The organism is Cupriavidus taiwanensis (assembly GCF_900250075.1).
Taxonomy (GTDB): Bacteria; Pseudomonadota; Gammaproteobacteria; order Burkholderiales; family Burkholderiaceae; genus Cupriavidus; species Cupriavidus taiwanensis_C.
On record NZ_LT977072.1, the window covers coordinates 70,108 to 83,511 of the forward strand.

Annotated in this window: 11 protein-coding genes and 5 pseudogenes; 9 read left to right on the top strand and 7 right to left on the bottom strand. The window is 53.9% G+C overall.

The window, feature by feature from the left end:
* Positions 1–21: 21 nt before the first annotated feature.
* On the bottom strand, positions 22–384 hold the full coding sequence (locus CBM2588_RS31585) for a transposase (RefSeq protein WP_368666649.1): 363 nt from the start codon (positions 382–384) through the stop codon (positions 22–24).
* On the opposite strand from CBM2588_RS31585, the gene CBM2588_RS31185 reads away from it, so the two are divergent.
* Together CBM2588_RS31185 and CBM2588_RS31410 are read left to right on the top strand one after the other, a co-directional pair.
* Complete coding sequence (locus CBM2588_RS31185; RefSeq protein WP_231942339.1) at positions 289–480, top strand: hypothetical protein; 192 nt, start codon at positions 289–291, stop codon at positions 478–480. The genes CBM2588_RS31585 and CBM2588_RS31185 overlap by 96 nt on opposite strands.
* A gap of 35 nt (positions 481–515) precedes the next feature.
* Positions 516–644 carry a hypothetical protein gene (locus CBM2588_RS31410; RefSeq protein WP_269462458.1) on the top strand — a complete coding sequence of 43 codons (129 nt, stop codon included), beginning with the start codon at positions 516–518 and terminating at the stop codon, positions 642–644.
* 616 nt (positions 645–1,260) lie between these two features.
* Here the strand turns inward: CBM2588_RS31410 and CBM2588_RS29090 are convergent.
* Together CBM2588_RS29090 and CBM2588_RS29095 are read right to left on the bottom strand one after the other, a co-directional pair.
* Entirely contained in the window at positions 1,261–1,728 is a 468-nt protein-coding gene (locus CBM2588_RS29090) for a MarR family winged helix-turn-helix transcriptional regulator (protein ID WP_115683829.1), read from the bottom strand.
* A 90-nt stretch (positions 1,729–1,818) separates the two neighbouring features.
* A pseudogene (locus tag CBM2588_RS29095) lies at positions 1,819–2,508 on the bottom strand (MFS transporter); the annotation flags it as partial.
* A gap of 708 nt (positions 2,509–3,216) precedes the next feature.
* Between CBM2588_RS29095 and CBM2588_RS29100 the strand changes: the two are divergent.
* Positions 3,217–3,404: pseudogene (locus CBM2588_RS29100) on the top strand (transposase); the annotation flags it as partial.
* Positions 3,405–3,668: 264 nt separating this feature from the next.
* On the opposite strand, the pseudogene CBM2588_RS29105 reads toward CBM2588_RS29100, so the two are convergent.
* A pseudogene (locus CBM2588_RS29105) lies at positions 3,669–3,812 on the bottom strand (IS3 family transposase); the annotation flags it as partial.
* A 607-nt stretch (positions 3,813–4,419) separates the two neighbouring features.
* Positions 4,420–5,355, bottom strand: coding sequence for a cation diffusion facilitator family transporter (locus tag CBM2588_RS29110; RefSeq protein WP_115683830.1), 936 nt, complete (start codon positions 5,353–5,355; stop codon positions 4,420–4,422).
* A gap of 1,537 nt (positions 5,356–6,892) precedes the next feature.
* On the opposite strand from CBM2588_RS29110, the gene phaP reads away from it, so the two are divergent.
* Positions 6,893–7,459: a TIGR01841 family phasin gene (gene phaP, locus CBM2588_RS29115; RefSeq protein WP_115684024.1), complete on the top strand. Its 567-nt coding sequence runs from the start codon at positions 6,893–6,895 to the stop codon at positions 7,457–7,459.
* Positions 7,460–7,951: 492 nt separating this feature from the next.
* Here the strand turns inward: phaP and CBM2588_RS29120 are convergent.
* A pseudogene (locus CBM2588_RS29120) lies at positions 7,952–8,409 on the bottom strand (ATP-binding protein); the annotation flags it as partial.
* Positions 8,410–8,701: 292 nt separating this feature from the next.
* On the opposite strand from CBM2588_RS29120, the gene CBM2588_RS29125 reads away from it, so the two are divergent.
* Both CBM2588_RS29125 and CBM2588_RS29130 read left to right on the top strand, forming a co-directional pair.
* The gene (locus CBM2588_RS29125) at positions 8,702–8,905 is read left to right on the top strand and encodes a cold-shock protein (RefSeq protein WP_115683831.1); all 204 of its coding nucleotides are present in this window, start codon (positions 8,702–8,704) and stop codon (positions 8,903–8,905) included.
* Positions 8,906–9,349: 444 nt separating this feature from the next.
* Positions 9,350–9,628 carry a hypothetical protein gene (locus CBM2588_RS29130; protein ID WP_231942340.1) on the top strand — a complete coding sequence of 93 codons (279 nt, stop codon included), beginning with the start codon at positions 9,350–9,352 and terminating at the stop codon, positions 9,626–9,628.
* 543 nt (positions 9,629–10,171) lie between these two features.
* Here CBM2588_RS29130 and CBM2588_RS31715 read toward each other — a convergent pair.
* Positions 10,172–10,408, bottom strand: a complete 237-nt coding sequence (locus tag CBM2588_RS31715) for a hypothetical protein (RefSeq protein ID WP_115683832.1) — start codon at positions 10,406–10,408, stop codon at positions 10,172–10,174.
* Between the two features lie 2 nt (positions 10,409–10,410).
* On the opposite strand from CBM2588_RS31715, the pseudogene CBM2588_RS29140 reads away from it, so the two are divergent.
* From CBM2588_RS29140 to CBM2588_RS31195, 3 genes and pseudogenes are all read left to right on the top strand, one after another.
* Positions 10,411–11,189 (top strand): annotated as a pseudogene (locus CBM2588_RS29140) (IS256 family transposase); the annotation flags it as partial.
* Positions 11,190–11,645: 456 nt separating this feature from the next.
* Complete coding sequence (locus CBM2588_RS29145; protein ID WP_231942341.1) at positions 11,646–13,019, top strand: hypothetical protein; 1,374 nt, start codon at positions 11,646–11,648, stop codon at positions 13,017–13,019.
* A 20-nt stretch (positions 13,020–13,039) separates the two neighbouring features.
* The gene (locus CBM2588_RS31195; RefSeq protein ID WP_231942342.1) at positions 13,040–13,399 is read left to right on the top strand and encodes a glycosyltransferase family 2 protein; all 360 of its coding nucleotides are present in this window, start codon (positions 13,040–13,042) and stop codon (positions 13,397–13,399) included.
* Positions 13,400–13,404: the final 5 nt, after the last annotated feature.

The window sequence follows — 13,404 nt, forward strand, 5'->3', positions numbered from 1 at the left end:
GGCCGTAATCAGCCGCCTGCGTTATTGATATATTTTTTTCCTGTCGGCTGCTTGGCAGGTATAGGCAGGCGTGGTGAGTCTGGACAGTCCGGAGTTACACCGATTTATCCTAGTCCTCCGCGTCATTGAAACGGAACCGGACGAATTCGTCGCGATGGATCGTTGTACTTCCACTTGATTGAGCCAAGACGAATAAGTCGGCGTGTAGTGCAACCGGATGTCGCGATGCTTATTGAGGAAGGTACCTACGATATCCGTCTTGTAGCTGGTAATGATGTCACAAATTAGGTGGAATTCCTGCTTCGGCCTCTGACTGGCGACAACGTCGCTCAGGAACGCGACGAATTGATCGCTGGTATGGCATGGTGCGGTCTTGCCGATCACCGGCACATTTATCGTATTGAGTGCGGCAAACAGGTTGAGAGCGCCGTGCTTCCCGGCGACAGCGGCAACACCGATCCTTACTATCCAGGGACTTGAACTCCGGTCTTCTCGGTCAAGGAGAACACCACCGCATGCGCTGGCTGGTTCCGGTACAGGTCCGCGGCATTGATCTCGAAGTGCGGATCATTGGAGATCATATGCTTGTCCCAGCGATCCGGGCGTACGCCATGTCTGCGGCAGATGCGCTGCACCAGCCGTGACCGACACGTCGTAAGTTCCGCAGCAAGCTTCTGGGTACGTGGCCCATGCGCACGCTTGGAATTGAGCGTGGAGTTCAGCACGCGCGCCTCAAACTCCTCGGGCGGCTGCAGTGGCCGTCTCTCAGGATGGCTCGCGTGCAAGCAGGACAGCCGCTCGGCCAAAAACCGGCTGGATCATCGCGTGATAAAACGCGAGTCGCAGCCAGGCCGTTGCATGATTGTTTCACGCGATGTGGCTATCGTCACGCAGAAGAATCGGCTTCAAGCCTCGCGTACGGCGCGGCTCCGAGTCGCCGCCTGCAACTGTTCACGCTCAGACTCGGTCAAGTTCATTTTTCCATGCACCCAATTCAAGTACAAACTGGTGTTTTTTCAATGGTGCAGTGGACTAGTCGCCGCCGTATATAGAACTCACTGCGCCTTCATGACATCGGGTAAACCAACAACGGAGGTGCGTTCGAAGAGAGTCAAGGCAGCCGCCTCGGTGACGCCGCGCCGAGCGCCCGTTGCGTTAATTGGAGCATTGCGGCTCACCTTACACGAAGCTCAGCCTCTTCAATGAGTGTAGGCTGTGGAAGCTTGCTGCACTCAACCGCGCGTTGTTGATCGGAGGGCTCTAGGTACTCCGCGGGCTAGTTTGATTTGCAGCGCAGCGCTGTGCCTGGGCAATTCCAGCCTCAAGTTGCGCTAGGCCGCGCGATAGTTCATCCAAGGTCGTCGTAGAAACTTCGGACAGCGCCGCTTCCAGGAAAGACGAGCGCAGCGGCATTGCGTGCGCCACCACCTGCCTCCCGGCAGGCGATAACGTGACATGGAGGACGCGGTTGTCCCGTTCCGACATGCTACGCTCGATCCAGCCAAGCTCCTGCATAACTTTTAGCTGGCGGGTCAGCGCGCCGGGATCCATGACGACGAGGTCAGCCAGGGCTTTCTGGCCCATGGCGCCTTCCTGATGATGCAGCGCATGTAATATTCGCCAGCGCGGCAAGGGTAGTCCCATGCGCTTCTCGAACGCCCCCGTAAAGGCGCGATAGGTTCGGCCGAGTTGCTGCAATACGGCCACACTTTGTCGCTCCATATCCATCGTTTCTCCTCAGGGTAAGCTGCCGCGCAGCTTTAGTCCGCCGCCATGACTGGTACAAGCCCGTGGCGTGGCTTGATCGAAGGCACCTGGCGCGCGCTCCACACACCCAGCACGGCTGCCGCCCGAGAAGCGGGATCCCACCATGCGACCGACCATGCGCAGCGATTGCAGTATGGCCGTGGCGATGCCGAGGTGCTCGCGCCCCGCGGTCTGCTGCGCGAACACCGTCAGGTTGGGCATGCTAAAGCCAAGGCCCAGGCCGCTGACCAGCATGATGGCCATCAGCACGCCATGCGGCATGCCGCGGGTGGCCTGCGACAACCCCAGGCAGGACAGTGTCCGCATGCCAAAGCCGGCATAGAGCACATTGTTTGGGCGTCGGATGCGCGTTACGATGCGGCCATTGAGGACGCTGCCCACGGTGATGCAGACCACCAGCGGCGTGATCAGCACGCCGGCCTGCTTCGGCGAGTAGCCGAACCCGCCCTGGAACAGCAGCGGCGCATATAGCAACAGCGCGAACATGGTAAAGCCGGTGAACACCGCCAGCTTGAACAGCGGCGCCATCCCGGGGTCCCGGAACATTTCGGCCGGCAGGATCGGATTGGCGCAGCGCCGCTCCCACTGCCACAGCGCCGCCGACGCCACCGCCGTCAGCACGAGCAGCCCAGCGGTAAAGGCGTCGAGGCCATGCGCCGGCAACAGTTCCACGCTCATCTGCATGCTGCCCAGGCCGGCCGCGATCAGCTGCGCCCCCAGCCAGTCGACGCGAATCGGCCCGCGATCATTGCCCACCATGGTCTGGTCTAGCGCCACAAGCGTTCCCACGAAAGCCACGCCCAACGTAGCCATCAGAGATTCAGGGAAGGGCAACACCTTGTCGTTGGGGGAAGCGCCTTGTAGTTTTGCCACTCTTGGCATAAGAACCTCCTTGCGTCACCACCTTGCAAATCACGGGCCATCGAGCCGAATTGCTAATAGTCCTGCTCTCTGCATGCCGAATCTCCATTAGCTTTGTCGTGTTTCAGGCACGCTTCTGTCTTGTGTGCAACAAAATGACGATGCGACGGCATTCTAAACGCCGGTTTGCAAGGGCTACTCCTTGCTGAGCCAGGATGACCCAGTGTTTTTAAGGCATGAAGCTTCATATGTGTGCGCAGCTCAAGCGGTCGGTATCATGCTAGCGCTGGTTGCGCAGGTGTTCATCTAGTCGTGGCTGCCCGACCCCATCGATGGACGCAAGTCTTCAAGACAGGCGAAATTGGGTTGCAGACCACCGAAGTGGCCATCCGTGCGGGTGTGTTCAACCGCATGGTCGCGCTCGCTTGCCTGCTATCCGTTCGTATCGCTTGAATTCGTCATCGCCGAGGAGCTCTGTTTTCAATCTCGATCTATGAAAGTGCTCACCGGTGCACCTGTCTCGATGGTCGAACCATACACCAAGTTACTCGGTGAGGAGAAGAGGGCACCGGTTCCAATCATGCGGTTACGAATGCCATCGAAAGCCTGAATATGCATGTGCGCAAGATCATCAAACCCGAGGGCACCTCCCCTCGAATGAAGCAGCTGTCAACCTGCTGTGGCTGGTGCTGCGCAACGTGCTGGCCTAGTCGGTTCGCACCACCTATGACTGAAAGTCCGCCATGAACCAGTTTGCTATTTTGTATGGCGAGTAATTTACTGCGGCACGGGGCTAACAGAATTCAAAACCGCCTTGCACACAAAAATGAGACAGCTCCCTCGACGGCGGCCAACATCACGTCGCGGATTCTGAAAGAGCTGATTCTGATTGACGCCATGCTGGCGCCCCGCCTGGGGCCGCGGCATCCAGTTGGCTGACGGCCACAATCATTGCTCTGCATTGTGTCTAGTAGTTTGTCTAAATTTCCTTCAGGCGCCACCTTGAACTGACCACAGTTTGAGTTAGACGAAGGCTGAGTTCAGTATTGCACAGGAATCAGCCAATTTAGCTTCAACTTGATGCGGTCGTGATTGTGATAGCGGATGTAGCGCGCCCGTCCGGTCTGTAGTTGCTCCATATTGGCAAACTCGTTCAGGTAAAAGAATTCGGACTTGAGCGTGCCACCGGGGTGCTGGTGGAAGGGGGGCTTGAGGGTGACGTCTATGGCCTGGAGCGTGATGGCAAAAACGGCAATCGCACGAAAAAATCGTGATTAATTTCGATCAAGGAAGTTAGGCTGCGGCATTTTTGGTCAGAAAGAGCGGTGGCCCGCCTCAGGTTGGAAAAAGTCCGTGGCCGGCTCGCCTTATAAGGGATGCCCCTTAAATGCTGTGCAATTTCATTGCAATTCATCTCCGCTCAATCTTTCCGTGACCTTCGGCGCAGCACTAGAAGATGCCTAGTAGGAGCGGCGTCGTAACGGCGTCTTTTGTGCGGACTGACATTGCTCGTTCGGCACCTCGCCTGGATGCCACACTTCCACGGGAATGACCATTCAGTCCGAATTTATGGGGCCAACTGCGTGAGTGCGATCATTCCAAAATGGCCTATCCGGAAGGCGATTTTCTTCTACCACGGCCTACCCAGCCAGCAACGACAACACACGATGTCATATTTCTCTTTTCGGTGACCGTTGAACACCCAAGCTTGCCACCCCGTCCGATGACAACGAGTCCAAGCCACTTTAATCTTTTGGATATCCCAAAGTTCAAATCCTAACAGGGCGACATCTATTCTGCCGTGAGGGTCTTGGTAAAGTATACCGGGTCGACGTGGGTCATCACGTTGAGTACGCGATGGTGCTCCAGCGTGCGGCGCCGGGCGTCGACGGCAATCGCATGGCCCTGTGCCACTGTCAGCGTGGCCTCGATTTCCAGATGGACATCAACGAGCACCTGGTCGCCCATCTTGCGGGTGCGAAGGTCATGCAAGCCGAGCACGCCGGGCGTGCCCAGCATGGTGGCGCGAATGTCGGCGACGGTTTCTTTGTCGGCGGCGCGGTCCATCAGGTCATTGAGCGCGTCCCAACTGAAGCGCAGCCCCATGCGCGCGACCATCAGCCCCACTACCATTGCCGCGATCGGGTCGAGGCTGTGATAGCCGAGCAGGTTGCCGGCGATGCCAAGCGCCACCACCAACGACGAAGCCGCATCCGAGCGCGCATGCCAGGCATTGGCTACCAGCATGCTCGAACGGACCCGCCGCGCCACGGACAGCATGTAGCGGAACAGCAACTCCTTGGATGCCAGCGCGACCACTGCCACCCAAAGTGCCATTGGCTGAACCGGCTGTAGCCCGGCGGGATGCTGCAGCTTGCCCAGTGCTGCCCACAGCATGCCCGCCGCCACCGTCAGCAGCAGCACACCCAGGACCAGCGACGCTCCTGTTTCGAAGCGCAGGTGGCCATACTGGTGATCGGCATCCGGGTCCTTGCAGCTTTGCCATCCGGCGGCCAGCACGACAAAGTCTGAAAGCAGGTCGGACAGCGAATGCGCAGCGTCGGCAATCAGCGCCTGCGAGCCGGAGATGATGCCGGCCGCCCCCTGGGCCATGGTCAGGCCGATATTGACCGCCACGCTGACAAGCGTGCTGCGCCAGCCGGCGCTGTGGCGCGCCTGTGCGTCAGTCAGCCTTCCGGCGTCGTTTTCGGGTAGTTCGGGACGCATCCGGTGAATTTCGATTTGATCGTGAGACTATAGCTCAAAGCGACGGGAAGTAGATCATCACGTCCAGGTGGTGACGAAAAAAGTCCTGCCGCTCCGCTTCGGCTTTCAGAAGATTGTCTTTGAAGCGATTTCCCAATTCTGGTCTTTTTCATTTTAAGGCTTCTTTGACCATGCGAAAGCACCGAGCAGCACTAGCAAAGAAAATACGAATCAGTACACCATCCACAAGCGCGAAGGATCTCCTGCCTGGTGCAGAAGGTAGGTCAAAAGCAAACTGATGCCAGACAAACCTCCACGCAGACAACAAACCTGTCGCCGGAAGCTGCGTCCTCGGTCGCGATGGATTGTCGAACTTCCACTTGATTAGCTTGGAGTCCTCCGGCCTTTGATTGGCGACAACGTTAGTCAAGGAACGCAACGAATTGTTCGCTGGTAGGGCCTATCAGAAATTTTGTGTTTAGGGCATAACATGTCGCCAAGGAGCATGTACTCAATGAGTGCGCAACACCGCAGCGTCCCTGTCGCATCCACTGCGTTGTCAGTTCTTGCCAAGGCTCCGACCTGATCAACAATGTTGAACAAGACGTTCGCTCTCGCAGTTGGAAGCCGACTCTGCATAGAGCACGTCATCAGGATACAGGGAATCATGAACCTGTAGGGCCGATAAAGAATCTCTTCCAAGGTGTTCGGCGGGATTGAAATTGATCTTGTTCAAATCTAATTTAAATTATCGAGTCGGATCATTTTTTCTGTACGAAGATTGATATCGCACGTGAGCGCTTTGCAACGCTGGAGGTTACCACCCGCTCAAGCAGGGAGGGCTTATTCCAACGGACCATGCGAATAGGAGGATTGTCTAGTGTGTGATAGAGCGCGCAGAATTAGGTCTGCCAAGAATGTGGCGCCAAAAGATGCTCCAGAGGGACAGGAGTAGGAAATTATTACCTAACGTAGCGATTTGCGGCATGGAGAAGGCAACAATTAATACGCTTTTCACGCGAGAGCAGCTGGATCTGTACTTCGCGTCGTACATTGGGATGGAGGGGGGAAATCCGGCAGGTGAAGTCTGGTTTTACGATGGAGTACCGCCTTCCACGGCTGATCCGCTTGTGGGGGCGCCTGGCGCCCAAAGTAGAACCCAATGCCTGGGATGCACAACAAGACTATCTTGACAAATGCCAACGGCAATTCCACGTTTCCTGGCGGTTGCTAAGAGTACATTGAATGTTACCGGCGGTACTGATATTGGTGCCAATCTCGCGGTGGCGCACAGGCTCAGGCGGTGAAGTACCATAGCAGGTGTGACGCCGGTGCATCGTTAATGGTTTCATTAGTTGAAAAGCATAGGAGGAGGGATGCTGAGTCCTCATGAATTCGGAAGGGGTGGATGCCCCAGATCTCGACACGCTGGAGTGCCCTGGTCGTAAGGCTGGTAGATATCCATCCGGCTAGAGCTATCCTTGTATCGAACTGTACGGACAATTTCTTGTGAAAGCCCTCGTTGGGACAACTGGGGCACATTTCCAGGGGTTTTATCATGCCTACGTTAGACCTAGAAACGATTGCAGCAGCGCAAAAATCGGGTATTGAGATCCTGTACGGGCTTACCAGTAGGACGCTCGATGGATTTCACAAGGTTGCGGAACTGAACTTACAGACGATGAAATCGACGTTAGCGGAAACCCAGGCGTGCACGCGCAAGGCCTTTGAAGCCAAGAACGATGCCGACCTACCGGTGATGGAAGCCAGGATTTTGCTCCCGTTGGCCGAAAAGACTCAAGCGTACTGCCGGCAAGGGCTCGAGATTGCCGCGGAGACGCGTGCCGATTTTGCGAAGGTGGCCGAAGCCCAGTATGAACAGAGCAAGCGCGTAATGCAGGACTATATTGATGCGGTCGGGCGTGTCGCTCCTTCTGGCTCGGGGACTGCCATGGCCGCCTGGAAGTCGACTCTGACCGCCACGACAAGCTTTCTCGATGCGATGCAGCGAGCAGGCAAGCAGGTGGGCGACATCACCGAGAACAACGTGAACCTCGCGGCCTCCGTGGCATCGTCCTCGGCCCTGCAGCCGTCTAGTAACGCTGCGCGGGCCGACAAAGGCTAGCACGCTACGGCGGCGGGAAGTGTCCACGGAGAGTCCCGCCCAAAAAAGTCGGATTGATGACTGAGCCTATTTTCAGCCCCTATCACCATGGTCGCTGCATGTGCGCTCGAGAAGTCTGCGTTCCATGGGGAGCGCTGATAGGCTTACCGAGCGTTTTAGCGGGCAGCACCCGCTTCGAGCTGATCATATTCCCTTGAGAGACGATGCAGCCCGCCTCCAGAATAGGCACAGGCCGGGTCCGGATGCTGATGAGCACGTCGCGTGAATCGCAGACAGTCTTGAGCCGCCGAGCGGATACGGCGCTGCGCGAACTTCTTGTCGAGCGTGACAGTTGCGAGCGTTCGTTGAGCCGGTGGTGCAGATCAATGATATGGACGCCCGATGCATGCGAACAGTTGGTCACGCCGTTCGATATTTCGGATACTCGTGTCAAGCGCAGTCCAAGTCTGAGCCACTTCGAGCGCCCGCGCAAATTATAAGTGAACCAGTCAATCAGTCTTTGGTGGCTGACACGTGGTCGGCTTTGCGTTGCTGTTTCAGCCCGGTAACTATCCCCCCTTGTGGAAGACTCGGTCCAGCATCGCAGCGGCCAATGTTGTGTTGCCGAAGGTCTGATCCCATTGGGTGAACGGGAGGTTGCTGGTGAGGCCCCCGCCCATATCGTTTGACAACGATCTGAAAGAAGTGGCTGGTCTGGTCCCCGGACAAAGGGAAGATAGCCAATCTCATCGACAATCAACAGACGTGGACCAAGGATGTTGTGCCGAAGTACCGAGTCGTATCGCTCGAGGCGCCTGGCGGCCTCGAGTTGCAACATCACGTCTGCCGCAGTAATGAACTTGGTCTTGATAACCCCATGTGTGGCCGCAGCGATAGCCAGATGTGTCTTCTTGCCGGCGGCGGGAGGGGCCAAGGAGTACAGCGTTCTGGCAACGCTCGATTCTTTTCGTCTGGCGCTTATGAACTAACTGCATTGGGCTTCATCTAAGCACTTAGTGCAATACGCATTCTGGCAGGCAACGTAGAAGAAGGCAGGCCGCGGCATTTTAGTGCGAACTCTGGTGACAGTTTCGGTCGGCGCACAGATGAATTGAGTTTTTCTTCAGAAGGCTTGGTTAATCCGCATTACGATGTTGTCATAGCGGCTAGCGTGGTTATAATTATGCTATTGCACACATAGTAGGGTCACGACACGCAAGAGATGTGGCCCAAGCCCAAACATGTAACAACTTTGAGGATGAAATGGCGACTGGCATTGTAAAGTGGTTCAATAGTGAAAAAGGATATGGGTTCATCGCGCCCGATGATGGCGGTAAAGACTTGTTCGCTCATTACAAGGAAATCCAAGGTGGCGGCTTCAAGTCACTGGAGGAGGGCGCGAAAGTAGAATTTGAAATCACGCAAGGTATGAAGGGACTGCAGGCGTCAAAGATTCGTAAGCTGTGAGCACTTGAGAGCCATTTAGACTTGCTGGCGGCGTGGTGCTAGTTTGTGCGTGAGCTCGGCACCGTCGCCGCTCCTTTTTTATTTTTTTGCCGGGAATTCCACTTGGGAAGATCGGCGAAATTTCAGGATTGTAATTACCATTCCACAAGACCATCGTAGCATGGCATCTAATACTCGAGTGCTTCCGTTATCCGTAAGTGGCTCCAGCAATAGGTGCGTTGTAGTAGTGGGAGCAGACTGAATCGTCGGGCCGCTAAAGTACAGCGCTAAAGTACAGCCCAGCCACATCCGTTGGTCGCCCGATTTCTGCACTTCCCCAGCCGGTCTGAAATTACTGTGGCGCCAGGGCGGTTCTTAACGCGAGTGAAGCAGCGTATCGCCTCTTGATGACCCTGGGAATGTATGGATCTACGCCGCCTGCGGAGCTTGGATCGCCGTGCACAAATGGAGCAAGAACAACACCCCACTGGCTCGGCGTGCCACAACGCAGCGCTGCGGGAGCGAAAGGTGCAGTTGCACGATGCGCTCGAACCATTTGTCGCGGCAAAGATTAGGGGCGACGGTGTCGTTGACTTCAACGACCGGGGGCAAAGCCATGAAATGGCTTTTATCGCATCGCTTGATCTGAATGTCGCAACGCCGACATTGTTGTCGCTGGAACAATGCGAACAAGGACTCCAGTACATCGCGGAGTCTCAGGCTTGGCGCCGAGCAACTCGCTGAGCCTGAACTCAATCGGGGCGGCTCCGCGCCGCGAGGCTCCAACTTTGATCGCGTGCTCGGCGTGGTTCAGTAGTGGGCGCTCGGGGAGACTGTATTTCGCCAGATCGCACGAACAAAAAGAAACGCCCGCACCGGCTCGCCGGTGCGGGTTAAGTTCCCATTGTGGAAACGAGTTAACAACCCATGAATAGCGCCCCCGCACCTCCATGGCTTGTTAGAATTTACTAAACTAGCCGCCCGACACCTTGATTAATATCAAATTCAGCGAGCATAGCACGCCAGTATTTCCGGCTTTGTGGTCCCGAAAAGCATGGCAACTATGCTTTCGGTCTCACCGATCTTCCCGGCTTCGGCCGTGGGCTTTCAACTTTATATTAGGTAGAACGGGATGTATCTTTCGTTTAAAAAACCAGAGAAATATGTAACGGTATGCGAACTTTTCGGTTTATTGCATGAATACAAGCTGCTTCGGGGTACGACGTCTGTCGCTGCCGTTTTTGAATAAAGACAGGCAGAGCTAAGGAAACCGGCACTTTCAGCTCCCTAAAGTTCCGTCGCTTCTACTAACACGTTGACGCGCCAACTGCCCTTGCTGTCCATCGACAGCATGATGCCGAGGTTGAGCGCGTCGGTGAATTCCGTGGCGGTGAACTTGCTGCCCTGGTCGGTGTTGTCGATCTCCGGCGTGCCATATTTCGCAAAGGCCCTCCTCCAGCGCCTCGACAGCAGGAGTCTGTCAGAAATTTTGTGTTTAGGGCATATCATGTCGCCAAGGAGCATGTATGCCCCGCAAAACCAAGACGGACCACGCCCCAGACCGTGAACTGCCGACCATATCCCTGAGGACCTGATTGCCTATTTCGTGAAGTGTCCGATGATCGCCGAGGCCGTTCAGGACGCCTCGATGTCATTCAAGAAGGTCCTGATCAAACGCGCCCTGGGTGCCGAACTGGGTCAACACCTGGGCTACCCGCGCGGCGCGCAGCGCCAGTCGGTTCGGCCAATCAGCGCAGCAATGGCAAGAGCGCCAAGACCGTGCTAACCGAAGATGGCCGCTGCGGGTCGACATTCAGCGCGACCGCGACGGCAGCTTCGATCCGATCCTGATCCCCAAGCACGAGCGGCGCTTCACCGGGTTCGATGACAAGATCATCGCCATTTACGTCCGTGGCATGACCGTGCGGGAGATCCAAGTCTTTGGCCGAATAGTGCGGCACAGAGGTATCGCCCGAGTTCATCAGTTCGGTGACCGATGCCGTCATGGACGAGATCACCGCCTGGCAGGCCCGCCCGCTGAAGGCGATGTAGCCGGTAGTGTTCTTCGACGCGCGCGCAGATGCGCGAGGACAGCGTGGCGCGCAACACGCCGTCTACCTGGCCCTGGGCGTGCTGCCGGACGGCACGCACGACATCCTGGGCTTATGGATTGAAAGCATCGAAGGAGGCAAGTTCCGGATGAAGGTGTTCAATGACCCGAAGACCCGTCGTAGCACGCAGGACAGTCACTGATGACCTTAAGGGTATGGAACAGGCCTTGAATGCGACGTTCCTGAATACGACCCCACTATCAAAACGATTTTCTTTTCACATTGAGCTTGGTTGCTTAAACCAGATCCACCGTCTTTTCTCATTCCACCGCTCTGATTACCTCCTGAGTTACAACAGCTGGAGCTGCTGCGCTTACTCTGGCACAGCGATTAATTGTCGCAATGGCGACGAAGACATTCATATTTGTCCGTTTATTGACTAAAAGTTGTCGAGTATTTGCAATACTGCCTGCTCAACTGAGGTTTCAACCAAAGAATGTTGGTGGTACGAATCTCGCATCAAAGTTCCGTCGTCCCTGCCGAGGCAACGAGGCATTGCACAATAGCAATCCAAGGACGGGCGCATATTTGATGGTGAACACATAAAGCCAAAATTGTTGAAACGCACAATATCTTAGCGAAATTCGTAGAACACTAACTGCCAGTATAGCTGCGGTGTGAGCGACTCCAATTCTCTGAATCGAGTTAATATGACATTTGCAAAAATGAAATACGATCGGGCCATATTTATATCATTTGACGCAGTCGCGGTATCAGGAATTACCATTGAGGCACTCAAGACAGCGAAAATGCTTTCAAAAAAAGGTATAAAATCGTACCTGGACCTTGGTTATGATATAAAAGTTGACAAGGGGGTATTTAATAAACCATACGAATGGGAAAAAGACCTCTACGAGGACTTATTCACTCTTGTTCGCATAGATGACATCACTTCCATAAAAAATTATAACGCCGATTTTATTAAGCGCGCGCATAATTTGTTGATAAATCAACCGTCGTCAACGACCAGTCGAAACAAAGAAAATATAAAGAGCGACATTATATATGCATCACAGCAACTATCAAAAAAGATTGTTCAGCTTTGGGATAGTCTGAATATTGGCTATGTTATTGTAGAAAATGGGACGCTTCCTGAAAACATAATTTACACCCGAGCCCTGTACCTCGCCATCGAAGAGTATGGAAAACACAATGGATTGGGAAACTTTGTTATTTGGCGGGATCATGATTTGATGTGGAGCAGCGAAAAAACCGCCATGAAGTATGGTTCACCACCATACCAAAATGCAATCAAGCCTATCAAGTCCAATCACATCACATACGTAACACTCAACGAAGATCTAAAGAACAAACTTGAGGAGTGGTGTAATTATGCCGTTGAGGTCAAGGTTGAAAAAAATACCTACGAATTTAAAGACCAGGTCGGCTACACGAATTTGAGGGAGAAGTTCTCCATCCGTGATGACGATCTTCTTATTGCAAGAACTACAAGAATTATCCCTCAAAAGCGATTGGACAGGGATATTTATATAATTCATCACCTAAATCGAATTTTTGTTGAAAATTGCATAGACAAGAGGGCGTGGCTTTTTATTGCGGGGAATCCAAATGAAGATCCAGAATATTATCAACAGCTAGTAACTTTATCCAAAACGCTTAACAGCGAGGGTTCTGTGAGATTTCTCGGCCTTCTTCAGCACGGCGGTGTATCCTCCCGGAGCCAAACGTACACTATCGATGATCTATATTATTCCTGCGATCTGGTCTCTTTTCTCACCTCCTGGGATTATGATAGCTACGGAAATCCTATTGGCGAAGCAATTTGTCACAAACGCTGTTACATCACGACAAGCTATGAATATTATGATGAAGTCTATGGCAAGCATGGCTTCGTTGCTCCAGTTATGAGGATATCAGAGGGGAAAGATGGCTTGCCTGATCAAGAATTCATTGATGCGCTCTATGAGTTGGTCATCAACAAGCAGCTTACACAAAAAATTGCAGCAAATAATTATGTTCTAGGAAAACGATTACTTTCTCCTAGGGCCTTTGATATTTTTTAATCGATTTCTTGGGAAGTGGTATGCGAGACAATATTTTTGTATCTGTCGTACTGCCAATTTATAACGAAAGCGATTGCATTGAGAAGGTACTCGCATCTTTAATCAACCAGAAAACCCATAACGGATTGATTACTCACCAAAGTTATGAGTTGATTGTTGTAGACAACAATTCTACGGACGATACCGTCCAAAAAGTAGAGCGTCTTAAATCCGAAAATCCCACTATTGATATCAATATCATCCCGGAAGCCGTTCAGGGGGTCTCATCTGCGAGAAAACGGGGTATGGATTATGCGTCGTTGCGTTCAAGAACGAGGGACATTCGCCTGGGGGTGCAAAAAAACACTATATTGTTTCCTCGGATGCTGATTGCACCGTAGAGCCA

Excerpts from the sequence above, each read along its gene's own strand:
- CBM2588_RS31410 (WP_269462458.1), top strand. The coding sequence starts at position 516 with ATGCGCTGGCTGGTTCCGGTACAGGTCCGCGGCATTGATCTCGAAGTG.
- CBM2588_RS29090 (WP_115683829.1), bottom strand. The coding sequence starts at position 1,728 with ATGGATATGGAGCGACAAAGTGTGGCCGTATTGCAGCAACTCGGCCGA.
- CBM2588_RS29110 (WP_115683830.1), bottom strand. The coding sequence starts at position 5,355 with ATGCGTCCCGAACTACCCGAAAACGACGCCGGAAGGCTGACTGACGCA.
- phaP (WP_115684024.1), top strand. The coding sequence starts at position 6,893 with ATGCCTACGTTAGACCTAGAAACGATTGCAGCAGCGCAAAAATCGGGT.
- CBM2588_RS29125 (WP_115683831.1), top strand. The coding sequence starts at position 8,702 with ATGGCGACTGGCATTGTAAAGTGGTTCAATAGTGAAAAAGGATATGGG.
- CBM2588_RS29130 (WP_231942340.1), top strand. The coding sequence starts at position 9,350 with ATGGAGCAAGAACAACACCCCACTGGCTCGGCGTGCCACAACGCAGCG.
- CBM2588_RS31715 (WP_115683832.1), bottom strand. The coding sequence starts at position 10,408 with ATGCTCCTTGGCGACATGATATGCCCTAAACACAAAATTTCTGACAGA.
- CBM2588_RS29145 (WP_231942341.1), top strand. The coding sequence starts at position 11,646 with ATGACATTTGCAAAAATGAAATACGATCGGGCCATATTTATATCATTT.
- CBM2588_RS31195 (WP_231942342.1), top strand. The coding sequence starts at position 13,040 with ATGCGAGACAATATTTTTGTATCTGTCGTACTGCCAATTTATAACGAA.